The 25,017-nt window shown below is 69.5% G+C and carries 24 protein-coding genes; 4 read left to right on the top strand and 20 right to left on the bottom strand.

Going from position 1 to position 25,017, the window contains the following annotated elements; genetic code table 11:
- Nucleotides 1-2 precede the first annotated feature (2 nt).
- Genes fahA through J4573_RS21560 form a run of 3 tightly spaced genes read right to left on the bottom strand, consistent with a single transcriptional unit; the run spans nucleotide 3 to nucleotide 3,381 of the window.
- Nucleotides 3-1,145: a fumarylacetoacetase gene (gene fahA / locus J4573_RS21570; RefSeq protein ID WP_208257578.1), complete on the bottom strand. Its 1,143-nt coding sequence runs from the start codon at nucleotides 1,143-1,145 to the stop codon at nucleotides 3-5.
- Entirely contained in the window at nucleotides 1,142-2,194 is a 1,053-nt protein-coding gene (locus tag J4573_RS21565; RefSeq protein ID WP_208257577.1) for a hypothetical protein, read from the bottom strand. Before J4573_RS21565 ends, fahA begins: the two co-directional genes overlap by 4 nt.
- On the bottom strand, nucleotides 2,191-3,381 hold the full coding sequence (locus J4573_RS21560) for a homogentisate 1,2-dioxygenase (protein ID WP_208257576.1): 1,191 nt from the start codon (nucleotides 3,379-3,381) through the stop codon (nucleotides 2,191-2,193). Before J4573_RS21560 ends, J4573_RS21565 begins: the two co-directional genes overlap by 4 nt.
- Before the next feature lie 207 nt (nucleotides 3,382-3,588).
- Here J4573_RS21560 and J4573_RS56150 point away from each other — a divergent pair, with 207 nt between their 5' ends.
- A complete protein-coding gene (locus J4573_RS56150; RefSeq protein WP_208257575.1) occupies nucleotides 3,589-4,266 on the top strand; it encodes an IclR family transcriptional regulator in 678 nt (225 codons plus the stop codon).
- 100 nt (nucleotides 4,267-4,366) lie between these two features.
- Nucleotides 4,367-6,493, top strand: coding sequence for a heavy metal translocating P-type ATPase (locus tag J4573_RS21550; RefSeq protein WP_208257574.1), 2,127 nt, complete (start codon nucleotides 4,367-4,369; stop codon nucleotides 6,491-6,493).
- 10 nt (nucleotides 6,494-6,503) lie between these two features.
- Here J4573_RS21550 and J4573_RS21545 read toward each other — a convergent pair whose 3' ends face one another.
- Together J4573_RS21545 and J4573_RS21540 are read right to left on the bottom strand one after the other, a co-directional pair.
- Nucleotides 6,504-7,082 carry a Uma2 family endonuclease gene (locus tag J4573_RS21545; protein WP_208257573.1) on the bottom strand — a complete coding sequence of 193 codons (579 nt, stop codon included), beginning with the start codon at nucleotides 7,080-7,082 and terminating at the stop codon, nucleotides 6,504-6,506.
- Nucleotides 7,083-7,136: 54 nt separating this feature from the next.
- Nucleotides 7,137-7,736 carry a DUF4126 domain-containing protein gene (locus J4573_RS21540; protein WP_208257572.1) on the bottom strand — a complete coding sequence of 200 codons (600 nt, stop codon included), beginning with the start codon at nucleotides 7,734-7,736 and terminating at the stop codon, nucleotides 7,137-7,139.
- Between the two features lie 175 nt (nucleotides 7,737-7,911).
- Here J4573_RS21540 and J4573_RS21535 point away from each other — a divergent pair, with 175 nt between their 5' ends.
- Nucleotides 7,912-8,967: an SGNH/GDSL hydrolase family protein gene (locus tag J4573_RS21535; RefSeq protein WP_208257571.1), complete on the top strand. Its 1,056-nt coding sequence runs from the start codon at nucleotides 7,912-7,914 to the stop codon at nucleotides 8,965-8,967.
- Between the two features lie 174 nt (nucleotides 8,968-9,141).
- Here the strand turns inward: J4573_RS21535 and J4573_RS21530 are convergent, their stop codons facing one another.
- The 14 genes from J4573_RS21530 to ectA form a co-directional block, all read right to left on the bottom strand.
- On the bottom strand, nucleotides 9,142-10,302 hold the full coding sequence (locus tag J4573_RS21530; RefSeq protein WP_208257570.1) for an NAD(P)H-dependent flavin oxidoreductase: 1,161 nt from the start codon (nucleotides 10,300-10,302) through the stop codon (nucleotides 9,142-9,144).
- A 426-nt stretch (nucleotides 10,303-10,728) separates the two neighbouring features.
- Complete coding sequence (gene pip / locus J4573_RS21525; RefSeq protein ID WP_208257569.1) at nucleotides 10,729-11,685, bottom strand: prolyl aminopeptidase; 957 nt, start codon at nucleotides 11,683-11,685, stop codon at nucleotides 10,729-10,731.
- 10 nt (nucleotides 11,686-11,695) lie between these two features.
- Complete coding sequence (locus J4573_RS21520; protein WP_307796766.1) at nucleotides 11,696-12,109, bottom strand: Zn-ribbon domain-containing OB-fold protein; 414 nt, start codon at nucleotides 12,107-12,109, stop codon at nucleotides 11,696-11,698.
- The gene (locus tag J4573_RS21515; protein WP_307796765.1) at nucleotides 12,106-13,308 is read right to left on the bottom strand and encodes a thiolase family protein; all 1,203 of its coding nucleotides are present in this window, start codon (nucleotides 13,306-13,308) and stop codon (nucleotides 12,106-12,108) included. Before J4573_RS21515 ends, J4573_RS21520 begins: the two co-directional genes overlap by 4 nt.
- A gap of 125 nt (nucleotides 13,309-13,433) precedes the next feature.
- On the bottom strand, nucleotides 13,434-13,874 hold the full coding sequence (locus J4573_RS21510) for a hypothetical protein (RefSeq protein WP_208257568.1): 441 nt from the start codon (nucleotides 13,872-13,874) through the stop codon (nucleotides 13,434-13,436).
- A gap of 35 nt (nucleotides 13,875-13,909) precedes the next feature.
- Entirely contained in the window at nucleotides 13,910-14,548 is a 639-nt protein-coding gene (locus J4573_RS21505) for an RICIN domain-containing protein (RefSeq protein ID WP_208257567.1), read from the bottom strand.
- 253 nt (nucleotides 14,549-14,801) lie between these two features.
- Nucleotides 14,802-15,653, bottom strand: coding sequence for an ectoine/hydroxyectoine ABC transporter ATP-binding protein EhuA (ehuA, locus tag J4573_RS21500; protein WP_208257566.1), 852 nt, complete (start codon nucleotides 15,651-15,653; stop codon nucleotides 14,802-14,804).
- Entirely contained in the window at nucleotides 15,640-16,293 is a 654-nt protein-coding gene (gene ehuD, locus J4573_RS21495) for an ectoine/hydroxyectoine ABC transporter permease subunit EhuD (RefSeq protein WP_208257565.1), read from the bottom strand. The genes ehuA and ehuD overlap by 14 nt, the downstream gene beginning before the upstream one ends.
- A complete protein-coding gene (gene ehuC, locus J4573_RS21490) occupies nucleotides 16,290-17,036 on the bottom strand; it encodes an ectoine/hydroxyectoine ABC transporter permease subunit EhuC (RefSeq protein WP_208257564.1) in 747 nt (248 codons plus the stop codon). The genes ehuD and ehuC overlap by 4 nt, the downstream gene beginning before the upstream one ends.
- Before the next feature lie 4 nt (nucleotides 17,037-17,040).
- Complete coding sequence (gene ehuB, locus J4573_RS21485) at nucleotides 17,041-17,934, bottom strand: ectoine/hydroxyectoine ABC transporter substrate-binding protein EhuB (protein WP_208257563.1); 894 nt, start codon at nucleotides 17,932-17,934, stop codon at nucleotides 17,041-17,043.
- A 147-nt stretch (nucleotides 17,935-18,081) separates the two neighbouring features.
- Nucleotides 18,082-18,990 (bottom strand): ectoine hydroxylase, encoded by a 909-nt coding sequence (thpD, locus tag J4573_RS21480; RefSeq protein ID WP_208257562.1) that lies wholly within the window; start codon nucleotides 18,988-18,990, stop codon nucleotides 18,082-18,084.
- Complete coding sequence (locus tag J4573_RS21475; RefSeq protein ID WP_208257561.1) at nucleotides 18,987-19,382, bottom strand: ectoine synthase; 396 nt, start codon at nucleotides 19,380-19,382, stop codon at nucleotides 18,987-18,989. The genes thpD and J4573_RS21475 overlap by 4 nt, the downstream gene beginning before the upstream one ends.
- Nucleotides 19,383-19,566: 184 nt before the next feature.
- The gene (gene ectB, locus J4573_RS21470) at nucleotides 19,567-20,829 is read right to left on the bottom strand and encodes a diaminobutyrate--2-oxoglutarate transaminase (RefSeq protein WP_208257560.1); all 1,263 of its coding nucleotides are present in this window, start codon (nucleotides 20,827-20,829) and stop codon (nucleotides 19,567-19,569) included.
- Between the two features lie 201 nt (nucleotides 20,830-21,030).
- Nucleotides 21,031-21,507, bottom strand: coding sequence for a diaminobutyrate acetyltransferase (gene ectA / locus J4573_RS21465; protein ID WP_208257559.1), 477 nt, complete (start codon nucleotides 21,505-21,507; stop codon nucleotides 21,031-21,033).
- 749 nt (nucleotides 21,508-22,256) lie between these two features.
- Between ectA and J4573_RS21460 the strand changes: the two genes are divergently transcribed.
- On the top strand, nucleotides 22,257-23,822 hold the full coding sequence (locus tag J4573_RS21460; protein WP_208257558.1) for an alkaline phosphatase family protein: 1,566 nt from the start codon (nucleotides 22,257-22,259) through the stop codon (nucleotides 23,820-23,822).
- 166 nt (nucleotides 23,823-23,988) lie between these two features.
- Here J4573_RS21460 and pip (J4573_RS21455) read toward each other — a convergent pair whose 3' ends face one another.
- Complete coding sequence (pip, locus tag J4573_RS21455) at nucleotides 23,989-24,954, bottom strand: prolyl aminopeptidase (protein ID WP_208257557.1); 966 nt, start codon at nucleotides 24,952-24,954, stop codon at nucleotides 23,989-23,991.
- Nucleotides 24,955-25,017: the final 63 nt, after the last annotated feature.

The following is a 25,017-nucleotide window of genomic DNA, read 5'->3' as shown; positions in this document are numbered from 1 at the left end:
AGTCATTGGATCGGCAGAATGCGGCCCTTCACTTCTCCGAAGGAAATGGCCTCGCCGTTGGTGCCAGGGGCGGTTGCGGTGATGGTGACCTCGTCGCCGTCCTCTAGGAAGGTGCGGGTGCTGCCGTCGTGGAGCTTCAGGGGGTTTTCGCCGCCCCAGGTGAGTTCGATGAACGAGCCGCGCTGGGAGGCGTCCGGGCCGGACACGGTGCCGGAGGCGTAGAGATCTCCTGTACGGACGCTGGCGCCGTTGACGGTCATGTGGGCGAGCATCTGGGCAGGCGACCAGTACATCGACGCGTACGGCGGGTGGGAGAGCGCGTGGCCGTTCAGGGAAAGCGTCAGGGACAGGTCCAGACCCCAGGGCTCGGCGTCGGTCAGGTAGGGGAGTGGGGCCGGGTCCTGGGGCGGGGTGGGAACGCGGGCCTCGGTGAGGGCGTCCAGGGGGACGATCCAAGGGGAGATGGACGTCGCGAAGGACTTCCCTAGGAACGGGCCCAGTGGGACGTACTCCCAGGCCTGGATGTCGCGCGCGGACCAGTCGTTCACCAGGCAGACGCCGAACACGTGATCGGCGAAGGCGGAGGTGGGGATCGGTTGGCCGAGGGGTGAGGGGGAGCCCACGACGAAACCGACCTCCACCTCCACGTCGAGGCGGCGGGAGGGGCCGTGGTCCGGTGTTCGCTGGTTCGGCGGCTTGCGCTGGCCGGAGGGGCGGACGATGCCGGTGCCCGAGGGAACGACGGTGCCGGCGCGGCCGTGGTAGCCGACCGGCAGGTGCTTCCAGTTGGGCAGCAGCGGGGCTGAGTCCGGGCGGAACATGCGGCCCAGGTTGGTCGCGTGCTCTTCGGAGGCGTAGAAGTCGACGTAGTCGGCCACTTCGAACGGCATGTGGAGGTGGACACCGGTGAGGGGGTGCAGCGGGCCGTTCTCCAGGGCGGCGGGGATGCGCGCGCGGACCTCGGTCCAGCGGGCGCGGCCCTGGGCCATGAACGGGTTGAGGGAGGGGCTGGCGAAGACCGGGTCGTTCAGGGCGGCGGCCAGATCCAGGACCTGGTCGCCGAAGCGCACACCGACCCGGGGTGCCGTGCCGGGCGTGGAGAACACGCCGTACGGGAGGTTGTTCAGCCCGAAGCCGGTAGTCATCGTGGTCCTTCCTCAAGGCCTAGCGCGCGTGCCTGTTCGATCGGTGTGGAGGTACTGCAGGAGCCGTAGCTGACGAAGGCCCTGCGTAGGCGCTCTACGTCGGTGACCGCCCGGAGGCGGGTCGTCAGGGCGGCGGGGTCGGTGAGCTCCAGGGCCGTACGGACGTCGTAGGGCTCGGCGCCGTCCAGGGCCTCGGCCACGGCCAGGAGGAGGTTGAGGTAGCCGTGGTGGGTGAAGCCGGTCTCCGGGTTGTGATGGCGTACGGCTTCATGGAGGCCTGCGGTGGCCTTGAGGGGGACGTTCGCGGCCACCGCGGTGACTATGGCGTTCGCCAAGGTGGCGGGACTGGGGAAGAGCTCCGGTTTGATGCCGCCGCAGCGAAGCTTCAAGCCGCCGCCCTCGGAACCGCCCTCCTTCACGCCGACGCCGTGTGCGCCGACGTCCTTGGAGCCGACGCCGTGTGCGCCGCTGCCCTTGGAGCCGACGCCGTTCGGGCCGACGCCGTTCGGGCCGACGCCGTTCGGGCCGACGCCGTTCAAGCCGCCCTGCGTGCCGACGCGGTTCGAGCCGCCCTGCGTGCCGACGCGGTTCGAGCCGCCCTGCGGGCCGCCGCCCAGCGCTCGGACCGTCTCGGGGACGGCGGCGTAGGAGGAGGGCTCGAAGAAGGCCTGCGCGTCGCCGATGACCCGGCGCGTCTCGACGACGGCGGTGGCGGGGTCGTGCGGGATCGCGGCCAGGGGAACCTCTAGGTGGGCCAGCTCGACGCGGGGATCGATGTCGATCTCCTTGAGCGCGTCGGGCAGGCCGTCCAGGCCGGTGTCGGCGATGAGACCGAGGCGGACGCGGCGCGCGCCGTTCAGGCGGCTCCGCAGCTCGGCCAGGCGGCTGGCCGGGCACAGGAAGCGATGGCTCAGCATCGGATGCCGGGCCGCCTGGTCGTTGACGTGACGGTGAACCGCGTCCGCCATGTTCAGGGACGTGGGCGGGAACAGTCCGGCGTCGTCGACGAGCCCGGACAGCAGCCCGGTCCGGTCCGGCCCGCCGGTCATTTCCGGCCGCCCGCCCAGGTCCAGGCGTACGCCTCGTCCTCGGAGGCGAGGCCGCCTTCGCCCACCTGCAGGGGACGGAACGTGTCGACCATGACTGCGAGCTCGTCGAAGAACTCGACGCCGATGCTGCGCTCGTACGCGCCGGGCTGCGGGCCGTGAGCGTGGCCGCCGGGGTGCAGCGAGATCGAGCCCTGGCCGATGCCCGAGCCCTTGCGGGCCTCGTAGTTGCCGCCGCAGTAGAACAGCACCTCGTCGGAGTCGACGTTGGAGTGGTAGTACGGCACGGGGATCGACAGCGGGTGGTAGTCGACCTTGCGGGGCACGAAGTTGCAGACCACGAAGCCGTTGCCCTCGAAGACCTGGTGTACGGGCGGCGGCTGGTGCACGCGGCCGGTGATCGGCTCGAAGTCGCCGATGTTGAACGTGTAGGGGTACAGGCAGCCGTCCCAGCCGACCACGTCGAACGGGTGGTGCGGGTAGACGTAGCGGGTGCCGGTGATCTCGCCGCGCGCGCCGCGGTGCTTGACGAGGACGGGGACGTCCTCGCCCTCGGCGGTGAGCAGGCCCTCGGGGCCGTGCAGGTCGCGTTCGCAGTACGGGGCGTGCTCCAGCAGCTGGCCGAACTTCGACAGGTAGCGGCGCGCGGGCGTGATGTGGCTGCTCGCCTCGATGATGAAGACGCGGAGCGGCTCGCCGCCCTCGGGCACCCAGCGGTGCGTGGTGGCGCGGGGGAGGATCACGTAGTCGCCCTGGCGCACGGGCAGCTCGCCGAAGACGGTCTCGACGGCCCCCGAGCCGGACTCGACGTAAACGCACTCGTCGCCGATCGCGTTGCGGTAGAGCGGGGAGGACTCACCGGCGGCGGCGTACGACAGCCGGACGTCGTCGTTGCCGAGCAGGAGCCGGCGCCCGGTGACGATGTCCTGCGCCTTCCAGTCCTCGGTGAGGTCGTGGGTCTTCAGGTGGCGCGGCTTCAGCGGATGGTTCGGGGTGACGACCATGTTCGGCGGCTCCCACGGCTCGGCGTCCGCGATCGCCGAGGGGATGTACCGGTGATAGAGGAGGGAGGAGTCGGAGGAGAAGCCCTCCTCGCCCATGAGCTCCTCGAAGTAGAGGGAGCCCTCCGGAGTGCGGTGCTGGGTGTGGCGCTTGGGCGGAACCGCGCCGACCCGCCGGTAGTAGGCCACGCCGACCTCCTCGCTCGTGTCGCTCGTGTCGCTAGTGTCGATCAGGCTTGTCCGATAATCGGACTAAACAACCCGATTATCGGATAGCCTAAGGATGTGCTCCCGGTCACGTCAAAGACCGACGTCACAGCCCCGATCCGGAGTTACTGCTCCGACCCCGGGTCACAGCCCTGATCCCGAGTTGCTGCTCCGAGCCTGAGGTGAACCGTGCCCGAGATCTCCAAGACCGCCGACCAGGCGCTCGTTCTGCTGCTCTCGATGGCGGAGGCGGGCCCGGGAACGGCGGCTGGGCTGGCCGAACGGCTGGGCATGCACCGCACGGTCGTTCACCGGCTGCTGGCCACCTTGGAGGGGCGCGGCTTCGTGCGGCGCCAGGGCAGCTCGTACGCCCTCGGGCTCGTGCTGCGGCACCTCGCCGAGCAGGTGGAGAGCGACCTGCTGACCGCCGCGCGGCCCGTGATGACCGAACTCAGCGCCGCCACGGGGGAGACCGTGACCCTGCACGTGCGGGAAGGTGAGGAGATCGTCGTCGCCGACCGCGTTCAGGGGTCCCGGCACCCGGTCCGGGTCGACTACCAGCCGGGCGACCGCAACCCGCTGAGCGTGGGCGCGGCGGGGCGCGCCGTACTGGCCCATCTCGCTGCGGAGGCCCCCGCGCCGCTGATCGAACGGCTGGAAGAGATCCGGCGGACGGGCCACGACTACTCGCACGACGAACTGAAGGCGGGCGTCAGCGGCATCGCGGCGCCGGTCTTCTCCCGTACGGGCGTGGTGGCCAGCCTGAGCCTGGTCGTCCCCACCAGCCGCGACGAGAGCCTCGCCGAGCACGTTCCCGAGCTGATCGAGGCCGCCGGGGCCGTGACCTCCCGCCTTGCCGCGATGTGACTTCCTGCAGTGACTCCTTTCCGCCGAATCGGGGAATACCCGCCAGGGGTAGATCGTTCCCGGTCGTATACCCTGATGGGGTATGCGAGGGAGGCGAGACATGCAACAGGCACACGAGCACGAACACGCGCAGCCGCAGCCGCAGCCGCAGCCGCAGACGCAGACGCAGACGCAGACGCAGGACCATGGTGTCCACGGTGGCCATGAGGAGCACGGCGGGCACGTGGGCCATGGTGGGCACGGCGGGCATGGCGGGCATGGTGATCATGCCGCGGTGTTCAAGCGGAAGTTCTGGCTGAGCCTGCTGATCTCGATTCCCGTCGTGGCGCTGAGCCCGATGGCGGCCGACCTGCTGGGGTACGACGCGCCGCACGGCGGGCCGGCCAGGTGGATTCCGCCGCTGCTCGGCACGGTCGTCTTCGTGTACGGCGGCTGGCCGTTCCTGACCGGCGCCGTGGACGAGCTGCGCGGACGCAGGCCCGGCATGATGACGCTGATCGCGACGGCCATCTCCGTCGCGTTCGTCGCGTCCTGGGCAGCCACCCTGGAACTGGCCTCGCACCGGCTCGACTTCTGGTGGGAGCTGGTCCTCCTCGTCGACATCATGCTGCTCGGCCACTGGCTGGAGATGCGTGCGCTGGGCGCCGCGTCCGGCGCGCTCGACGCCCTGGCCGCGCTGCTGCCCGACGAGGCCGAACGCGTGACCCCTGGCGGCGTCGAGAAGGTCGCCGTCGGCGCGCTGGCGGTCGGCGACGTCGTCCTGGTCCGTCCGGGCGGGCGCGTACCCGCCGACGGAACGGTCGTCGAGGGCACCGGCGAGTTCGACGAATCGATGATCACCGGCGAGTCGCGGCCGGTCGCCCGCGGCGTCGGGGACCGCGTGGTGGCAGGCACGGTCGCGACCGACACGGCCGTACGGGTGCGGGTCACGGCCGTGGGAGAGGAGACCGCGCTGGCGGGCATCCAGCGGCTGGTCGCCGACGCCCAGGCCTCCAAGTCGCGCGCCCAGGTGCTGGCCGACAAGGCCGCGGCGCTGCTCTTCTACTACGCGATGGGCGCGGGCCTCATCACGATGCTGGTCTGGTCGATCCTCGGGAACGGTGCCTCCGCGATCGAGAAGACCGTGACCGTCCTGGTGATCGCGTGCCCCCACGCCCTCGGCCTGGCCATCCCGCTCGTCGTCGCCATCTCCACCGAGCTGGCCGCCCGCCAGGGGATCCTGGTGAAGGACCGCGTGGCGCTGGAGCGCATGCGCGACACCAGCGTGGTGCTGTTCGACAAGACCGGCACGCTCACCGAGGGCAAGCCCGCCGTCTCGGCGGTCGTCGCGGCCCCGGGCTGGGACTCCGACCGGATGCTGGCGCTCGCCGCCGGCGCGGAGAACGACAGCGAGCACCCGCTCGCCCGCGCCATCGTCGACGCCGCCTCCGAGACCCCGGCGGCCGAGGACTTCCGTTCGATCCCCGCGCTCGGCGTCGAGGCGACCGTCGACGGGCTGCGCGTCCGCGTCGGCGGACCGCGCCTGCTCACCACCAGCGGCGCCGCGGAGCCGGAGAAGGTCGCCGAGTCCACCCGGCAGTGGGCCGAACGCGGCGCCACGGTCCTGCACGTTCTGGCAGGCGATGAGGTGATCGGCGCGCTCGCGCTGGAGGACGCCGTCCGGCCCGAGTCCCGGCAGGCCGTTCGCGAGCTGCACGACGCGGGAGTACGGGTCGGCATGATCACCGGTGACGCGCGCAACGTGGCCGAGGCGGTCGGCAAGGACCTCGGCGTGGACGAGGTGTTCGCCGAGGTGCTCCCGCAGGACAAGGACGCCAAGGTCGCCGAGCTCCAAGCCCGAGGCCTGCGCGTGGCGATGGTCGGCGACGGCGTGAACGACGCGCCCGCCCTGGCCCGCGCGGACGTGGGCATCGCGATCGGCGCCGGCACCGACGTCGCCGTCCAGTCCGCGGGCGTGGTGCTGGCCAGCGACGACCCCCGCGCCGTCCTGGGCGTACGGAAGCTGTCGATCGCCGTACGCCGCAAGATGATCCAGAACCTGGTGTGGGCGGCGGGCTACAACGTCATCACCGTCCCGCTGGCCGCCGGAGCCCTGGCCTGGGCCGGAATCGACCTGTCCATGGAGGTCGGCGCGGTCCTGATGAGCCTGTCCACGGTCGTGGTCGCGCTGAACGCCCAACTCCTCCGCCGCCTCGACCTCCGCGAACCCGATCCGGCCAAGCGATAGCCGAGACCGGCTACCAGGTGACCGCCGAGATCTCGGCGGTCACCTGGTACGGCTGCCGGACCTCGAGGTGGTCCCGATGGATGCCGGTGGCGATGTAGGCGCTGCTCGCCGGGTCCAGCTCGTAGGTATGGAAGGCCATGGCGTCGTTCTCGTTCTCGACGAGCCAGAAGTTGGGAATGCCGACGCCCGCGTAATCGACGGGGCGATGCTTGCGATCCTTGGTGCGGGTGCCGGGCGAGACCACCTCGATTACGAGGCGGACGTCGGCGGGCTCGAAGACGAGGCTGGTCGACAGGACCTTCGCCCGGTCGACCACCAGGACGTCGGGCACGGGCGCGAAGTCCTCGCGGATCTCGACGCCCTTCTCGACGACGACCGCGAGATCGTCTGGTGCCTGTCGGCGGAGCATGTCCCGGACCAGGATCTTCGCCTCGCCGTGCCACTGAGTGGCCGGCGCCAGCATCATGATCTCTCCGTCGACCAGCTCGTACGGCAGGTCCAGCACCAGGCCGGGGAGGTCGGCGACCGTATAACCGCCGGGCTTGGGCGCCGGGTAGTCGACCTGCCAGTAATTCGGCTCCGCCGTCATCTCGTCCTTGCTGTGTACGCCTGCTCAAGGCTGAAATGAGACAGGCTAGCGGGCTCAGGCCTGGCGGGTTTGGGAGGCGGTGCGTTTTCGGCGGGCTCTTGCGGCCTTGACCAGGCGGAGGCCTGCGAAGGCCAGGAGGACCAGGGCTATCAGGGCGATCACGGGGGCGAGGATGGCCAGGAGGCTCATGCCCAGGGAGACGGTGTCCTCGGCGGTGCTGACGACCGGGGCGCCGGTGCCCAGGGTGCCCGCGTTCACCACCGGGCGGACGGTGGCCTTGGTCAGGTGGACGATCAGGGCCACGACGATGCCCAGGACCCAGCCGATCCAGGGGTTGTCGTGCATGAACGTGGAGGAGTCGACCTGCTGCGCGGCGTCGGTGGCGGCGAAGACGGCGCCGCCGGCGGCGGGGCGGACGAAGGTCTGGACGGCGTCGTTGGCGGTGTCGACGATCGGGACCTTGTCCAGGACCACCTCGGCGATGAGCAGGACGGCGATCGCGGACAGGACCCAGCCGTTGGTCAGCCAGCCGAACTCTGCGGGCAGCCTGACCACGTCGGTGTAGCGGTCGAGGAGGCCCACCACGAGCAGTGGGATGTAGGCGTTGAGGCCCGCGGCCGCGGACAGTCCAAGGCCCGTGAGGACCGCGAGCATGATTCCCCCGGAAGTATCGTGGTTCCCCTTGAATGAAGGATTCCCCCGTCCGAGGCCCCCGGCACCTCCCGGTATTTGATCTACGTATTTGATCTACAATGTAAAGGGCTCGGCCTCGGGAACCTGAGAGACGTCATGGACGTCTGGTCATGCGGGGACGAGTGGAGGGCGGGCGATGTCGGGTTCGTGGCCGGAGCGGATCAAGGACCGGCTCGGGGAACGCGGACTCGCCCTGGCGATCTTGGCGGGGTTGCTGGTCCTGGGAGTCGTTCCGCTGGTGGCGCTGCCCGCCGCGCGCTGCCACGTCTTCGGGGACGGCTGCACGGCCAAGCTCCAGCCGCCCAAGCCCGCCGACCCGGTCGCCGCGCACGGCAGCAAGGCGCTCACACCGGCCGAGGCCGCCACGCACGGGTCGTACGTCGCGCTGGGCGACTCCTACTCGGCGGGCGTCGGCGCCAACCTGAGCCCGGCCGACCTCAATCCGCTCAACCGCTGCCACCGCAGCGGCAAGGCCTACTACTACGACGTGGCCAAGGCCTTCAAGTTCGGTAAGGGCACCTCGTTCTGGGCCTGCTCGGGCGCGACGACCGGCAACCTGGAGAACGGGCAGTCGGGGGAGCCGTCGCAGATCGGGCGCGTCGACCAGAACACCAGCCTGGTGACGCTGAGCATCGGCGGGAACGACGTCGGCTTCGCCCGGGTGCTCGCCAACTGCGTCATCAAGCTGCCGTGGAGCAACAAGTGCGAGGGCCAGGGCGGCGAGATCGCCGACCGGATGGCCAAGCTGCGCCAGTCCCTGCCCGACGTGCTGCAGAAGATCAACGAACGGGCGCCGGCCGCCCGCGTGATCGTGCTCGGCTACCCGCGCGGGTTCTCCGAGGCGTCCGGCTCCAACGGCGACAACCTCAGCGTTCACGACCAGCAATGGCTGAACGGCCGCGCCCGCGACCTGAACGAGCTGATCAGGCAGGTCGCGAGCGAGGCCGACCGGCGCATCGCGGCGACCGAGGGCCAGGGGAGCGTGGAGTTCATCGACGCCTACAGTGCGTTCGCCGGGCACGAGGTCGGCAGCCCAGTCCCCTACATCAACGGCCTGTCGGTCGACCTGGGGGCGCTGAAGTCCGAGGCGCGCAGCTTCCACCCGACCGACGCCGGCTACCAGGCCCTCGCCAAGCTGTTCATCGATCAGGTCAACAAGGGCCCGGGGCGGCAGCTCAACCAGTTCCGCTGAGCATTGTCGCGTCGCCCGCTCAGCCAACACGCGAGCGCGCTGACCGAGTGGGCGACGAGCCGAAGGCGAAGCCGCCCGCCAAGACGGCGAAGCCGTGTCGCGCTCGCCGCTCGTGCGGTTCGGGCCCCGAGCCGCCAGGCGAGTCGCCAGGCGAGGGGCCTGAGGCCGCGGAAGCTAAGCTGACATGGCGTTCAGGCGCTCGATGGCGTCGGCGAACTCCTCGATCATGTCGTAGACGACCTGGCGGGCGGGCTTGACGGTGTTCATCTGGCCGACGCACTGGCCGACGAAGTAGTTCGCCAGCTCGCGGGCGCCCTCGTTGCCCGACTCGGCGACCTTGTTGATCTGCCGCATCGCGCCCTCGGCGACGATCATCTGCAGCGGCATGCCGAGCGCGCCCGGGCTGCCCTCGCCCTCCCACTCCTCCGTCCACGCCGACTTGAGCTGGCGCGCGGGCTTGCCCGTACGGGAGCGGGAACGGATCGTGTCGCGCGAGGTCGCGGCGAGCATCTTGGCCTTCACATGCGGCGGCGTCTCGGCCTCCTCGGTGGTCAGCCACACCGAGCCGCACCACACGCCGGACGCGCCGAGCGCCATCGAGGCGGCCATCTGGCGGCCGGTCGCGATGCCGCCCGCGGCCAGCACGGGGACGGGCGCGACGGTGTCGACGACCTCGGGGACCAGCACCATCGTGGAGATCTCGCCGGTGTGGCCGCCCGCCTCGCCGCCCTGCGCGACGATCAGGTCCACGCCGGCGGCGACCTGGCGGCGGGCGTGCTCGGAGGTGCCGACCAGCGCGGCGACCGGGATCCCGGCGGCCTTGGCCTTCTCCACCATGAGGGCGGGCGGGGTGCCGAGGGCGCTCGCGATCAGCCCGATCGGGTGCGCGAGCGACACGTCGATGAGCTCGGAGGCGCCCTGCTGCGTCACCTGCGTTCCGGCGCCCCGTGCTGTTCCAGACCCCGCGTTGGCCTTCTTGGCCTTCTCGAAGTCGGGCAGCGGCACGTTGTACTTCTCGAAGAGCTGGAAGAGGAACGCCCAGTGCTCCTGGGGCACGGCAGCGAGCATCGTGTCGAGCCCGCCCTCGCCGCGCCCGGCCCGTTCCGCGGACTCGTCGATCTTGCTGGGGACCAGCACGTCCACGCCGTACGGGCGGCCGCCCACGTGGTCGTCGATCCAGCGCAGTTCCTCCTCCAGCCGGTCGGGCGTGTAGGCGACCGCGCCGAGCACGCCGAGGCCGCCGGCGTTGGTGACGGCGGCGACCACGTCGCGGCAGTGGCTGAAGGCGAACAGGGGGAACTCGATGCCGAACGTCTCGCAGACCTGGGTGCGCATGCCCCGACGCTAATGGACCGAACGTCATTCGGTCCATACCCGGCCGGGACGGTCAGGGCCGGAGCGTTCACGGCCGGGGCGTCCAGGGCCGGAGCGTTCAGGGCCAGAGCGTTCAGGGGCGGAGCGTTCAGGGGCGGAGCGTTCAGGGCCGGGGCGGTCAGGGGCGGAGCGTTCAGGGCCGGGACGGTCAGGGCCGGGGCGGTCAGGGGCGGAGCGTTCAGGGCCGGGACGGTCAGGGCCGGGGCGGTCAGGGCCGGGGCGGTCAGGGCCGGGGCGGTCAGGGGCGGAGCGGTCAGGGGCGGAGCGGTCAGGGGCGGAGCGTCCAGGGCCGGGGCGTCCAGGGCCGGGGCGTTCAGAGCCAGAGCGTCAGGGGCGGGGTGGTCAGGGGCGGAGTGTTCAGGGGCGGAGTGTTCAGGGGCGGAGTGTTCAGGGGCGGAAGCGGTCGGTGGCCTCGATCAGGTGGTGCAGGGTGCCGGGCTCGGTGGAGGAGTGCCCGGCGTCCGGGACGACGTGCAGCTCCGAGCCGGGCCAGGCCTGGTGGAGCGCCCAGGCGGCGTCGATCGGGCACGGCAGGTCGTACCGCCCGTTCACGATCACGCCCGGCAGGTGGCGGATGTGGTGCATGTCGCGCAGCAGCTGGCCCTCGTCCATGAAGCAGTCGTTGCCGAAGTAGTGGTTCTCCAGCCGACCGATCGCCACGGTCGCGCGCGGGTCGTCGTCCTCCTCGGGCTGGGGGAGCAGGAACGAGATGGTGTCCTCCCAGCGCACCCACGCCTGAGCCGCCGCAACGTGCACCGCCGGGTCGGGATCGGCGAGCCGCCGAGCGTACGCGGCCATGTAGTCGCCGCGCTCGTCCTCCGGAATATGGTCGCGGAACCCCTCCCACGCCTCCGGGAAGAGCCGCGACGCGCCGCCCTCGTCGAAGCACCACGGCTCGTCCTCGGGCTGAACGAGGTAGATCCCGCGCACGATGATCTCGGTGACCCGTTCGGGATGGGCCTGGGAGTAGGCCAGCGCGAGCGTGCTGCCCCATGAGCCGCCGAACACCAGCCACCGCTCGATGCCGAGGTGCTCGCGCAGCAGCTCGATGTCGGCGACCAGGTGACCGGTCGTGTTGGCGCTGAGGTCGATCTCGGGGTCGCTCGCGTGCGGCAGGCTCCGCCCGCAGTTGCGCTGGTCGAACAGCACGATCCGGTACGCGTCCGGGTCGAAGAAGCGCCGGTTGAACGCCCCGGCGCCCGCGCCCGGCCCGCCGTGCAGGAAGATCACGGGCTTCCCGTCCGGGTTCCCGCAGACCTCCCAGTAGATCTCGTTGCCGTCGCCGACGGCGAGCATCCCCGACTCGTGCGGCTCGATCGGCGGATACGGCTCCCTCAGTCCCATCCCCTCATGATCACACGGGCCGGAACAGCAGATAGGACTCGCCCTCAGCCGGGTGCTCGAACGTCGCCCTCAGCGGCTGCCCTTCCCGCAGTTCCGACGGCTCGACGCCGTCCAGCCGTGCGTGCAGCCAAGGGCCCTCCGCCAGCTCGACCAGCGCGAGATAGGCCGGGGGAGGCGCGGTCCCGTCCTCGTTCGGACGGCCATGCGTGACCGTCCAGGTGACCAGGGTGGCGTCCCCGGACGCCTGCGCCCAGGTCAGCTCCTCCTCGCCGCAGCCGGGGCAGGCGGTCTCGCTCGGCGCGAACCACCGGTCGCACGGCTCGCACCGCTTGATGACCAGCCTGTCCTCGGCGGTGCCGTCGAAGAACGCGTCCGTCCGCCCGTCCCGGCGCAGGATCCCGATGTCCATGCCCGTTGAGCTCACAGGGCCCCCTTGGCGTGCGGGCTGACGATGAGGGTCGAATGATGGTCCAGGATGCCGCCGTTCCCGCTCACCAGCACGACGTCGTTCTTGTCCGCCTGCCGTTCGCCGCCCTGCCCACGCGCCTGGACGACGGCCTCCGACAACGGCGTCATGCCCCACATGTAATAGGCGGACAGCTGACCGCCGCCGGTGTTGGTCGGCAGCGCGCCGCCCGGTCCGAGCGCCCCGGAGGCGACGAACGCGCCGCCCTCGCCCTTGCCGCAGAAGCCGTAGTCCTCCAGCGACACCAGAACCGTGTAGGTATAGCAGTCGTATAGCTGGCAGATGTCGACATCATCGACCGTGACCCCGGCCATCTTCATCGCGATCGGCCCGGAGGTCTGCGCCCCGGTCGTGAGCCCGAACTCGCTGCCGCGCTCCTTGCGGTGCCCCGGATGCCCCTGCCCCCAGCCCCACACGTGCACGGCCGGCTGAGCCAGATCCTGCGCGCGCTCAGCGCTCGTCACAATCACGGCGATAGCGCCGTTCGACACCAGACAGCAGTCCAGCAGATGCAGCGGCTCGGCGACCCACCGCGAGCTCTGATGGTCCTCCAGCGAGATCGGCTCCCTCATCTGGGCGAGCGGATTCCTCGTCGCCCACTCCCGAGTGCTGACCGCGATAGCCCCCAGCTGCTCACTGGTCGTCCCGTACCGCTCCATGTGCCGCTGGGCCGCCAGCGCGTAGAACGCGTTGACACTCCGGAACCCCAAGGCAGCCGTCATGCCGCCGAAGCCGTACCACTCCGGCGCGTTCCGGTGGTACGCCGACCCCGCCGACTGCTTGGGCTTCAACGGCGCATCCGCGAAGACACACGCCACCGTGGACGCGGCCCCGCTCATCACCGACATCGCCGCGTACGACACCATCGCCCCGGCCGTGGCGCCGAACGAGTTCATCTGCGTCAGCAACCGCAGATCCCGCAGCCCCAGCGTGTCCGCCAGTTCGATCCCCGGCGACCCGCCCATCCCGTGGCTGACCAGCAGCCCGTCGAGATCCCCGAGCCCGAGCCCCGCGTCGGCCACCGCGAGCCGTACGGCGTCGGCCGCCAGCCGCCGCGGGCTGCGCCCGTACACCTTGCCGAGCTCGGTCATCCCGAGCCCCGCGATGCTCGCGCCGCTAACCATCCGCCACCGCCACGGGTTCTCCTCTCCAAGCACTACCCGCCACCGTACCGAATTGGATTCTGATTCAACGACGGAGGCTGCCGCTTGGTCGCGCGGCGATCACAAGAGCCCCCTCGTCCCGGCACCTGGCGGACGAGGGGGCTCCGGATGGCAGCGGGCTAATGCCGGACGCAGCGCTTCTTGGAGTAAGTGGAGCGCCCGTTGACCACGACGCCGACCTCCGTGCACCACATCTGCTTGCCGCGCCAGCGGTCCCGCACGTACGGGGTGTAGGTGGTGCAGGCGTACACCTTCTTCTTGCATTTCACGATCTTCTTGGCGAGGACGTTGTAACCGCCGAACAGGCGGACCGCAATGACGAAGCTGGACTTGGACCGGCAGGAGGCCCCTCCCGCCCCGTACATGTTGGTGGTCCCGTCCTTAAGATCCGCCAGCGCCCAGGCATTGCACGCCGCCGCCGTGGCGGAACGGGCGTGTTCGGTGGCGGCACCGCTGCGCCCATGCGGGGAGGCATCGTCCGCCTGGGCAACGCCGGTCATCATGCTCGACCCGGCCAGGACGCCGGCTGCGACAGAGATCGCCAATCGCCTCGGAGACATTCCGAATCCTTCCTCTGCTTTGGTCCGGCCCGCGCTCAGGCGTACCAGTTGTCGAAGTACTGGTTCTTGGCCCGCTTGACGGTCCAAGCGACCACCGGTGCGTTGTCGGCCTTGGACGCGCCCGCCACGTCAAGCGCGTTGTTCTTGTAGGACCTGATCCAGGGCTTCATGAAGGTGAACTTCTGGTTGTTCTTCCCGTGGCACTTCCACTGCCAGAGCTTGGTGCCCTTCTTGCCGCCGTGGGCCAGGTCGAAGCACTTGCCGCTGTTCCGGTTGCGGTAGACCCCGAAGAAGGCCGCGACCTGCTCGAACCGCCACTGCTGGTTGGTCGCGCCGACGCACCGATACTGGTTGATGTAGGCGCCATCCCTCTTGCTGGCTCCGCCGACGGTCAGGCACTTCTTGCTGTGCCTGAACCGCAGGTACATCCACTTGCCCGGGGGAAAGTTCTTGCCCTTGACGGGGATCGCCTCAACGTCGTCCATGGTGCCGGTGCCGGTGCCGGTGCCGGTGCCGGTGCCGGTGCCGGTGCCGGGGCGCGTGGCCGCGGCGGGAGCCGGATGACCGGTGGCCGAGTTCGCCGGATGACCGGCCGCCGCGTGCGCCGGGCTGACAGGCGTCAGTGTCGCGAGCATTGCCGTCGCACCAGCGGCGATGGCGAATGGCTTCCTCATGGGGTCCCTCCTGGGAGCTTTACTTTGTGCCACCCATGAGAGGACGTGCGTGTCTCGAGAACGTCGCCGCGCTGTCTCCGGAATGTCGTCCTGGCGTCTCCGCCTTTTCCGCGGATGGAAGCCGTCCCAGTTCGGCCTGCTGACCCGCTCGGCCGAAAAAGGACGGTGTATCCCGGCAGAAAGACGGGGTATCCCGGCAGAAAAAGGCCTCTGGCGTACCCCATGGGGTACGCCAGAGGCCCGAAAAGGCTCCTCAGGAGGCCAGGACGGCCTGGAGGAAGTCCTTGGTGCGCTGCTCGGTGGGCTCGCCGAAGATCTGTTCCGGCGGGCCCTCCTCGACGATCTGGCCCTTGTCGAACATCAGGACCCGGTTGGAGATGTCGCGTGCGAAGTGCATCTCGTGGGTCACGCACAGCAGGGTCAGGTCGCTCTCACGGGCGATGTCGCGCAGCAGGTCCTGCACGCCGACCACCAGCTCGGGGTCGAGCGCCGAGGTGACCTCGTCCAGCAGCAGCACCTTCGGCTGCATCGCCAGGGCCCGGGCGATCGCGACCCGCTGCTGCTGGCCGCCCGAGAGCTGGGACGGGTGCGCGTCGATCTTGTCCGCGAGGCCGACCATGTCGAGCAGCCCGCGGGCCCGTTCGACGGCCTCGTCCTTGGAAAGGCCGAGCACGCGGACCGGACCCTCGATGAGGTTGCGCAGCACGTTCATGTTCGGGAACAGGTTGAACTGCTGGAACACCATGCCGATCTGCTTGCGCATCTCGTGCAGGTGCTTCTCGTTCGCCGGTACGAGCTTGCCGCCGCGGTCCATGTGCGACAGGGGCGTGTCGCCGACGAAGATGGTCCCGCCGTTGACCTTCTCCAGCGTCATCAGCAGCCGCAGGATCGTGGTCTTGCCGGAGCCGCTCGGCCCGATGAGCGTCACGCGCTCGCCCGGTTCGACGGTGAAGTCGAGCTCGCGGAGCACGACGTTGTCGCCGAAGTGTTTGACGACCTTCTCGAAGCGGATGCCCGGTGTGGCGCCATGGGGCAGCGCGACGTCCGCCTTTTCCGGGCTCGCCTCGGGGGTGGGGGCGTCGGGGGCTGTGTCAGTGGGTGGCATAACGCCCCTCCAATCGTCGGATCAGTACGGAAGACAGGACGCTGACGATGACGAAGATGGCCGCGGCCATGGTGAGCGGCTCGAGGTAGTCCGCGGCCTTCCCGGCCTCGGTCGTCGCCCGGGACATCATTTCCGGCACCGTGATCACGAGCAGCAGTGGCGTGTCCTTGAACAGCGCGATCAGGTAGTTGCCCAGGGTCGGGATGACCTTGCGAACCGCCTGCGGCAGCACAACGCCGAACCAGACCCGCCTGCGGGGCAGGTTGAGGGCCGTGCACGCCTCCCACTGCCCGCGCGGCACGTCCTCGATGCCCGCGCGGTAGACCTCCGAGATGTAGGTCGAGTAGTGCGTGCCGAGCCCGATCACACCGGTCCAGAAGGGACTGAACTGGAATCCGGCCTCCGGCAGCGCGTAGAACAGGAAGGCCAGCTGCACCAGCAGCGGTGTGCTCCGGATGAACTCGACGACCCAGCGGACCACCTGGTTCACCACGATGTTGGGCGACCTGCGGAGGATGGCCCAGACGAGGCCGAGGGCGAGCGCCAGCAGGTAGCCCAGCACGGTCGCACCCAGCGTGTACTTCAGACCGCTGAGAAGCGGGGACACCACGTGGCCCGCGAGGTTCCAGTCCCAGCTCATGAGCTCGCACCTCCACTACCGCCCGCGACGACGGCGCCCGGGGCGCCCTGGGCGCCCGCGGTGCCGGCGATGGACCTCGCGGCGCCCCGCTGGGGCCGGCGGCCGAGGCTGCGCTGGCTACGGCGTTCCAGGAGGCGCACGAGCACCTGGAGCACCTGCGCGATCACGAAGTAGACGACCAGGATGATCAGGTACACCGTGACGGTCTTGCCCGTGGAGGCCCGCAGCTTCTCGGCGCCAAACATCAGGTCGCTGATGCTGATGAGCGACACGATGGCGGTGGCCTTGAGCAGCTCGATCAGCAGGTTGCCGAACGGGGGCAGCATGAGCGGGACCGCCTGAGGCATCAGCACCCGCCGCATGCGCTGCATGGGCCGCATGTTGAGCGCGATGGTCGCCTCGTACTGCGCCTTCGGAACGGCGTTGATCGACCCGCGCACCACCTCGGCGCCGTAGGCACCATAGTTGAGGCTCAGGGCGAGCACGCCGCAGAACAGCGTCTCGAGCCTGAAGCCGACGAGCGGCAGCGAGTAGAAGAACCAGAACATCAGGATCAGCGCCGGCAGGCCGCGGAAGAACTCCACGTAGGTCCGGCCGATCGCGCGCAGCCAGAGGTGGGTCGAGGTGCCCATCAGCCCGAAGAGGAAGGCCAGGACCAGCGCGAAGACCGCCGAATACAGCGTCAGCTGCAACGTCTTCCCGGCCCCGTGCCACAACAGCGGGCTCTTGAGGATCTCCGACATGGGATCAGGCCTGGCAGAACTCGGCGGCCTTGTGGTCGCCGGGCATCTCGGCCTGGCTGAACCCGAACGGCTGGAGGGTCTGCAGCAGGCGGCCGTTCTGCTTCAGCTCGGCGAGCTTGCCGTTGAACGCCTGCACGAGGTCGGTGTCGGCCTTGCGGAAGCCGAAGCCGCCCGCGCCGAACTGCTCCTTGCCGTCGATCTTCACATCGAAGGCGTCGGTGACCTCGAACGGGTCGCCCTTGTGCTTGGACAGCAGGTCCACCAGGGAGATGCGGGTGAGCGCGATGCAGTCACAGCGGCCGGCCTTGATGCCGTCGAAGGCACCGGGGGCGTCGGGGAAGGTCTTGATGTTGCCCTCGCTGACACCGAGCTTGGCGGCGTAGTCGGCCTCGACCGCACCCTTCATCACGCCGACCTTGGCCTTCTTCTTGCTGGCGTCGTCGAAGTTCTTGATGCCCTTGGGGTTGCCCTTGGGCACCAGGAAGGCGGTCTTGGCGATGTACTCCGGGTCGGCGAAGGCGACCGCGGCGCACCGCTTGGCGTTGATGAACATCCCCGCCGCGATCGCGTCGAAGCGCTTGGCCTGCACGCCGGGGATGAGCCCGTCGAAGGCCACCTGGACGCCGCGGATCTCGTTGATGCCGAGTTCCTTGAAAATGATCTTGGCGAGCTCGGGCGCCTCGCCCGTCAGCTTGCCGCCGGCGGTGGTGAAGCCGTACGGGGACTCGTTGGCGTAGCCGACCTGGATGTAGCCCTGCTTCTTGGCCTTCTCCAGGGTGCCGCCGCCCGACTTCTCCTTGTCCGGGTCGGTGGTCGAGCACGCGGCGGCGCCGAGGATGGGCACCGCCCCGGCGAGGAGAACGCCGCTGCGCAGGAAATCGCGTCGGGAGGAAGTCATCTTTGAACTCCTGATCGGGGGTGCCACCGAGCCCGCCGGGGGCCGAAAGGCCTCCGACGGGCTCGGTGGGTCGTTGTAGTTGGCGGGGGACTAGACAGCGGGGGACTGGACATCGGGGGGACTAGGGGACAGGAGGACGGTGGATTCTCAGGCGCCCACCGGGGTGAAATCGCGCGCGCCGATGAAGCTCGGGCGCGGCGACGGCGCAGAGAAGGGCTCACCGCAGGTGTTCTCGACGCTGTTGAAGACGACGAAGACATTCGAGCGGGGGAACGGGGTGATGTTCCCGTTGGAGCCGTGCATGCAGTTGCAGTCGAACATGGTCGCGGAGCCGGCGGCGCCCGTGAACAGCTCGATGCCGTGCTTGTCGGCGAGGATCGACAGGCTGCCCGGATCGGGCGTGCCGATCTCCTGAGACTTCAGCGAGGCCTTGTAGTGGTCCGCCGGAGTCTCGCCGACGCACGCCACGAAGGTCTTGTGCGAACCGGGCATGATCATAAGCCCGCCATTGTGCACGAAGTTCTCCGTGAGGGCGATGGAAATGCTCACCGCGCGCATGCGGGGCATGCCGTCCTCCGCGTGCCAGGTCTCGAAATCGGAGTGCCAGTAGAAGTCCTTGCCAGTGAAACCTGGCTTGTAGTTGACCCGGCTCTGGTGCACGTAAACATCGGAGCCGAGAATCTGCCGGGCGCGGCCGACGACGCGGGGGTCGCGGACGAGTTCGGCGAAGACCTCACTGATCTTGTGGATCTCGAAGATGGAGCGGACGTCGTTCGTGCCGTGCTCGGTCACGGTCCGCTCGTCGGCCAGCACCTCGGGGTCCGACGACATCCGGCGCAGCTCGGCGCGGTAGGTCTCGACCTCCTCCGGGCTGACCAGCTGGTCGATCGACAGGAAGCCGTTGGCCTCGAACGAGTCGAGGGTCTCGCCGTCGATCGGGCCGCCGTCGGGCGCCCCGTACACGACGGGGTCCTGGCGGTACAGCAGGGTGGGCTCGGTGGAGACGCGGGTGGGGTACGCGTCGTTGATATCAGGGTGGGACTCGATGATGCTCATGCGTCCTCCTCGGTGAGCAGCGGGTAGACACCGTTCTCGTCGTGGACTTCGCGCCCGGTGACGGGTGGGTTGAACACGCAGACCGTGCGCACATCGGTATGAGCACGAAGGGTGTGGTGCTCATGACCGTCGAGCAGGTACATCACGCCCGGCTCGATGCGGTGCTTGTCGCCGGTCTCGTCGTTGACCAGCTCGCCGTGGCCCTCGATGCAGTAGACGGCCTCGATGTGGTTGGCGTACCACATCTTGGTCTCGGTGCCCGCGTACAGCACGGTGTCGTGCATCGAGAAGCCGACGCCCTCCTTGGCGAGGACGAACCGGCGGCTGGTCCAGGTCTCGGCCTTGACATCGCGATCGGTGCCGAGAATCTCCTGTAGGGACCGTACGATCATGCTTTTCTCTCTCCTCGGGTGTTGCTGTCCTTCTTGTCGCTGGTCGTGAGGCGGTCCGCCGCCGACCGGTCAGGCGGTGGCCGGTCAGGCTGTGACCGGTCAGGCTGTGACCGGTCGGCGGTGACAGTCAGGCTGTGACCGGTCAGGCGGTGGCCGGTCGGCGGTGACGGTCAGGCGGTGACCGTCAGGCGGTGACCGGGGTGCGGACGGCGCGCATGGCCTCGGCGATGATCGCCAGGCCCTGGTCCAGCTCGGCCTCGGTCACGGTGAGCGGCGGCAGCAGCTTCACGACCTCGCTCTCGGGACCGGAGGTCTCCATCAGCAGGCCGCGCTGGAACGCCTCGGCGCAGACCTTGGAGGCCATCTCCGGGTCGCGCATGACCATGCCCCAGACCAGCCCGCGGCCGCGGACGGTGTCGACGGCGCCGGCGTGCTCGAGCGCGATCTCGTTCAGCGCGCGCTCGATCTGCTCGCCCTTGGCCAGGGTCTGCTTCTCCATGCCCTCGCCGGTCCAGAAGTCCTCCAGCGCGGCGGTGGCGGTGACGAACGCGGGGTTGAAGCCGCGGAACGTTCCGTTGTGCTCGCCGGGCTCCCAGACGTCCAGCTCGGGGCGCATCAGCGTCACCGCGAACGGCAGCCCGTAGCCGCTGAGCGACTTGGACAGGCAGACGATGTCGGGCTTGATCCCGGCGTCCTCGAAGCTGAAGAACGGGCCGGTCCGGCCGCAGCCCATCTGCACGTCGTCGACGATGAGCAGGATGTCGTGGCGCTTGCACAGGTCGGACAGGTGACGCAGCCAGTCGGCGCTGGCCACGTTGATGCCGCCCTCGCCCTGAACGGTCTCCACGATCACGGCGGCGGGCTTGTCCAGGCCGCTGCCGCTGTCGTCGAGCATCGTCTCGAAGAGCAGGAAGTCGGGCGTGCGGCCGTCGAGGTAGTTGTCGTACGGCATCGCCACGCCGTGACCGAGCGGGACGCCGGCGCCGGTGCGCTTCATCGAGTTGCCGGTCACCGCGAGCGCGCCGAGCGTCATGCCGTGGAAGGCGTTGGTGAAGCTCACGATGGTCTCGCGGCCGGTGTACTTGCGGGCCAGCTTGAGCGCCGCCTCCACCGAGTGGTTGCCCGCGGGGCCGGGGAACTGCACCTTGTAGTCGAGGTCCCGGGGGGCCAGGACGATCTCGTTGAAACGCTCGAGGAAGTCGCGTTTGGCGGTCGTGTACATGTCGAGGCTGTGCACGATCGCGTCGCCCTCGAGGTACTCCATCAGGCGGCGTTTCAGGTCCGGGTTGTTGTGCCCGTAATTGAGCGTGCCCGCGCCGGCGAAGAAGTCCAGGAAGGTCTTGCCGTTCTCATCGGTGATGTAGCTGCCCTTGGCAGTGGTGAACACCGCGGGCCAGCCTCGGCAGTAGCCGCGTACTTCGGACTCGAGACGAGCGAATACGTCCATGTGCATCCTCCGGCGGTGTGGTGGTGCGTGGTGGGGTGGTCGGGCCGTGCGAGCTGCGGGCCGTGCGCGTTGCGGGCAGGCGAGCTGCGTTCGGGGGAGCGGTCCGGTCTGGCGCAGCGGGCGCCGGCGGGCCGCGCGGCATCGGCCGCACGCCTCGCTTCGGGGGGCCCTGACGGGCCTCCTGCCGCATGGAAGGGATGGCTACAGAGGGCCGATCTTGAAGAGGACCTCCGGGTCGTGCCCGGTGCCCGGCGGGAAGTGCTCGGAGCCGAACAGCGGCCGGCGCACCAGCTCGCAGTCGCGGTCCCGCGCGAACGACTCGAACATCGCCGTCGAGGCGGTGTTGTCGGGGGTCACCGTGGCCTCCATGAACCGGCAGCCGCGCTCGGCCATCCGGTCGCCCAGCCGGTCCAGCATGCGTCGCGCCAGTCCCTTGCCGCGGTGAGCCTGGTCGACCGCGACCTGCCAGACGAAGAAGGTGTCCGGCTGCTGGGGGCGCACGTAACCGGTGATGAATCCGCATGTCTCGTCGCCTGCACGGGCGACCACCGACGTGTCGGCGAAGTCGCGGCACCAGAGGGCGTAGCTGTAGGGCGAGTTGACATCCAGAACCTGAGAATCCCTTGCCATCCGCCACAACTCCCGGCCATCCTCGAGACTCGGCTCCAGGAGGCGCATGTCCGGGGTTCCCTCTCGTCGCGGTGGTCGTGATTGCAAGGGTTTTATTGCCATGTCCAGGCAACTTACCCGTGGTTCCTGGAAGGCCGTCCTTGATTGTTACCTGGGTGATGTTTGCCTGCTCATGCCCCGGGTAGGGGTAGCCGATTACTCGGGTCCAGGGTTGTGATTCGCTTCTGCAAACCGCTCAGAACGCATCAAATAGCCCCTCTCAGCAGGGGTGATCCGGGGGTCGCCCGCGGTGACCTGGCCGGGACCCAAACTGATCACGCTGCGTAAAAGCCGGTTCGTCGGGCGGCGATGGCCGATTACATTTGTGTGACCTGAATCACTCGTTCTTAATGACAACGATGTGCAGAAGGCGTGCGTCGCAAGCGAAATCTGGGTGAACCGGAATCCCGCCGCTCAGGCGCCCGGCGCCGGTGACCTTGGCCGCCGCCCGCCCATAGCCCACCGCTATGGCCGCCATCGCCGGAACCCTCTGGGCGCCGCCCCCGCCCGCTGCTCGGATCGGGACGGAAGCACCCCCCGACCCGGAAGGGCGAGGCATGTCCCCTCGACGCACGTCTCCCGCACGCACGTCTCCCGCACGCACGTCTCCCGCACGCACGTCTCTGCTCCGTCCCACGTGCAGGTCTGCTGTCCGTCCCGCACGCGTGTCGCCTGTCCGTCCCGCACGCTGGTCTGCTGTCCGTCCCGCACGCTCGTCTGCTGTCCGTCCCGTGCGCGTGTCTGTCCGTCTCGTTCGCATGGCGCCGGTACGCGTGCCGCTCGCCGTGGCCGCCGTCCTGGCGACCGCGGGCCTGCTCCCGATCCACGCCGCCCAGGCGGCTCCCAGTGTTCCCGCTGCTCCTGGTGCTGCCGTACGCGCTGCCGCCGCGCCTGCCGTACGCGCTGCCGCTGCGCCCGGGAGCAAGCGGCACGTGGTCGTCTTCGGCACCGACGGCACTCGCTGGGACAAGCTGCAGGCGGCCAGTGCGCCCAACATCAAGGCACTCATCGGCAGCGGCTACGCGAGCCAGAGCTGGCTGTACGCGCCGCCGCTGGCCCAGACCTCCAGCGGCCCGGGCTGGTCGACGAACCTGACGGGCGTCTGGCCCGACAAGCACAAGGTCGTCGACAACTCCTTCAGCGGCAACGACCTGGCGAGCTATCCGGACTTCCTGACTCGGATCGAGCGCTCCAACACCGCCTACAAGACCTACGCGGCGCTGGACTGGAAGCCGATCAGTGATCGCATCATGACCAATTCGGTTGACCGTAAATACGTTCTGGATGGCGACGCCGACGGCTACCCGGCCGACGACGCCAAGATCACGACCGACGCGTCCTCCTACATCAAGGCCAACGGCCCCGACGCCTCGTTCGTCTACCTGGGCAACGTGGACGAGGCCGGGCACGAGCACGGTGGCGCCAGCACCCAGTACGCGCAGGCCATCGAGACCATGGACACGCAGGTCGGCCAGGTCATCTCGGCGATCAAGAGCCGCCCGACCTACGCCCAGGAGGAGTGGCTGTTCGTCGTCACCACCGACCACGGGCACACCGACGCGGGCGGCCACGGCGGCGACTCCTGGCAGGAGCGCCAGTCGTTCGTGGTCGCGGCCGGGCCGGGCGTGGCGCACAGCGTGCCCGCCGTCAAGCCCCGCAACGTGGACGTCGCCGCGACCGCCATGGACTACCTGGGCGTCGCCCGTCCCGCCGCCATGGACGGCAAGCCGGTCACGACCGCGGTGAACGACCCGTTCGACGCGCTCGCGGGAAGCCTCAAGCCGCGCGTGGACGAGACCGGCATCCCCGCCTCGGTCCTCGGCTGGACCGGCGCCGCGCCGTCCGGCTGGAAGATCGACAACACCGGGATGGGCACCGGCGGGGTCACCGAGTGGCACGGCTGGAACTTCACCGACGACGACTTCTGGACCTACGCCCAGCGCGGCCAGAACAGGGAGAACAACGTGCGCGAGCGCGGCGTCTTCGCGGTCGCCGACTCCGACGAATGGGCCGACAGGAGCTTCAGCGGAACGTTCAACAGCACGCTCGTCTCGCCCGCCTACACCGTGGCCGGCAAGAGCAGCGTGAACCTGTCCTTCGGCTCCCACTACCTGCAGGAGGGCGCCCAGAAGGCCCAGGTGCTGGTCTCCTTTGACGGCGGCGCCGACCAGCAGGTCCTCGCCTGCACCGCCGACGCCAGGGCCAAGCTGGAGAAGCTGACGGTCTCGGTGCCGTCCGGCGCGCAGAAGATGACGGTGAAGTGGCGCCTGTCGAACGCCGACAACAACTGGTACTGGGCCGTCGACGCCCCGGCCGTGAGCTGACCTGGGCACGTGGGACCGCGCGGGCCGCCCCCGGTGAGTGTGGAGCGGCCCGCGTGTCTCAGCGCCTGGCTCAGCGCGTGTCTCGGCGCCTGGCTCAGCGCCTGGCTCAGCGCCTGGCTCAGCGCGTGTCTCGGCGCTGAGCGCCCGTCTCTGGGCGGGGCTCGGCTCAGCCCTTGGCGAAGCGGTCGGTCGCCTCGATGAGGTGGTGGGTGATGCCGGGCTCGGTGAACGCGTGGCCCGCGTCGTCGACCATGTGGAACTCGGCCTCGGGCCAGGCCCGGTGCAGGTCCCACGCGGTCGCGGGCGGGGTGCACACGTCGTACCGGCCCTGAACGATCACCGCCGGGATGTGCCGGATCTTGTCCACGTTCGCGATGAGCTGCTCGTCCTCGAAGAAGCCCTCGTTCACGAAGTAGTGGTTCTCGATCCGGGCGAACGCCACGGCGCTGTCGGCCTCGCCCGCCTCCTCGATCGCCTTCTCGTCGGGGCGCAGGCGGATCGTCCCGGCCTCCCACTGCGTCCAGGCCTTGGCCGCCGTCACCCGTACGTCGGCGTCGGCGGAGGCCAACCGCTCGGCGTAGGCGCTGATCAGGTCGTCGCGGTCGTCCTCGGGGATCGGCTCGAGGTACTTCTCCCACAGGTCGGGATAAAGGAGCGACGCGCCCTCCTGGTAGAACCAGTAGAGCTCGAAGGGCCGCAGCGTGAAGATCCCGCGCAGCACGAGCTCGGTCACCCGGTCCGGATGCGTCTGCGCGTACGCCAGCGACAGCGCGCTGCCCCAGGAGCCGCCGAACACCTGCCAGCGGTCGATGCCCAGGTGCTCGCGCAGCAGTTCCATGTCGGCGACGAGCGTCCAGGTGGTGTTGTTCTCCAGGGAGACCGCCGGATCGCTGGCGTGCGGCCTGCTCCGGCCACAGTTGCGCTGATCGAACAGAACGATCCGGTAGGCCTGCGGGTCCCACTGCTGCCGGTGCTCGGGGCCGCACCCCGCGCCCGGCCCGCCGTGCAGCATGACCACGGGCTTGCCGTCGGGGTTTCCGCAGGCCTCCCAATAGATCTGATTGCCGTCGCCGACGTCGAGCAGCCCGGATTCGTAGGGCTCGATCGGCGGATACAGGGTCCGAAGCTCCATGAGCTGTGATTCTTCCACCTCGTGGGCCCCTTCCGGCGGACCCTTACCACGCGGTCTCAAGCG

It is taken from the genome of Actinomadura barringtoniae (genome assembly GCF_017573505.1).
Taxonomy (GTDB): domain Bacteria; phylum Actinomycetota; class Actinomycetes; order Streptosporangiales; family Streptosporangiaceae; genus Spirillospora; species Spirillospora barringtoniae.
The sequence above is the reverse complement of the archived record's forward strand: the minus strand, read 5'-3'. Positions and strand labels throughout refer to the sequence as shown.

Coding starts and splice junctions, on each gene's coding strand:
- fahA (WP_208257578.1), bottom strand. CDS start 1,145: ATGACTACCGGCTTCGGGCTGAACAACCTCCCGTACGGCGTGTTCTCC.
- J4573_RS21565 (WP_208257577.1), bottom strand. CDS start 2,194: ATGACCGGCGGGCCGGACCGGACCGGGCTGCTGTCCGGGCTCGTCGAC.
- J4573_RS21550 (WP_208257574.1), top strand. CDS start 4,367: ATGCAACAGGCACACGAGCACGAACACGCGCAGCCGCAGCCGCAGCCG.
- J4573_RS21545 (WP_208257573.1), bottom strand. CDS start 7,082: ATGACGGCGGAGCCGAATTACTGGCAGGTCGACTACCCGGCGCCCAAG.
- J4573_RS21540 (WP_208257572.1), bottom strand. CDS start 7,736: ATGCTCGCGGTCCTCACGGGCCTTGGACTGTCCGCGGCCGCGGGCCTC.
- J4573_RS21535 (WP_208257571.1), top strand. CDS start 7,912: ATGTCGGGTTCGTGGCCGGAGCGGATCAAGGACCGGCTCGGGGAACGC.
- J4573_RS21530 (WP_208257570.1), bottom strand. CDS start 10,302: ATGCGCACCCAGGTCTGCGAGACGTTCGGCATCGAGTTCCCCCTGTTC.
- pip (WP_208257569.1), bottom strand. CDS start 11,685: ATGGGACTGAGGGAGCCGTATCCGCCGATCGAGCCGCACGAGTCGGGG.
- J4573_RS21510 (WP_208257568.1), bottom strand. CDS start 13,874: ATGTCTCCGAGGCGATTGGCGATCTCTGTCGCAGCCGGCGTCCTGGCC.
- J4573_RS21505 (WP_208257567.1), bottom strand. CDS start 14,548: ATGAGGAAGCCATTCGCCATCGCCGCTGGTGCGACGGCAATGCTCGCG.
- ehuA (WP_208257566.1), bottom strand. CDS start 15,653: ATGCCACCCACTGACACAGCCCCCGACGCCCCCACCCCCGAGGCGAGC.
- ehuD (WP_208257565.1), bottom strand. CDS start 16,293: ATGAGCTGGGACTGGAACCTCGCGGGCCACGTGGTGTCCCCGCTTCTC.
- ehuC (WP_208257564.1), bottom strand. CDS start 17,036: ATGTCGGAGATCCTCAAGAGCCCGCTGTTGTGGCACGGGGCCGGGAAG.
- ehuB (WP_208257563.1), bottom strand. CDS start 17,934: ATGACTTCCTCCCGACGCGATTTCCTGCGCAGCGGCGTTCTCCTCGCC.
- thpD (WP_208257562.1), bottom strand. CDS start 18,990: ATGAGCATCATCGAGTCCCACCCTGATATCAACGACGCGTACCCCACC.
- J4573_RS21475 (WP_208257561.1), bottom strand. CDS start 19,382: ATGATCGTACGGTCCCTACAGGAGATTCTCGGCACCGATCGCGATGTC.
- ectB (WP_208257560.1), bottom strand. CDS start 20,829: ATGGACGTATTCGCTCGTCTCGAGTCCGAAGTACGCGGCTACTGCCGA.
- ectA (WP_208257559.1), bottom strand. CDS start 21,507: ATGCGCCTCCTGGAGCCGAGTCTCGAGGATGGCCGGGAGTTGTGGCGG.
- J4573_RS21460 (WP_208257558.1), top strand. CDS start 22,257: ATGGCGCCGGTACGCGTGCCGCTCGCCGTGGCCGCCGTCCTGGCGACC.
- pip (WP_208257557.1), bottom strand. CDS start 24,954: ATGGAGCTTCGGACCCTGTATCCGCCGATCGAGCCCTACGAATCCGGG.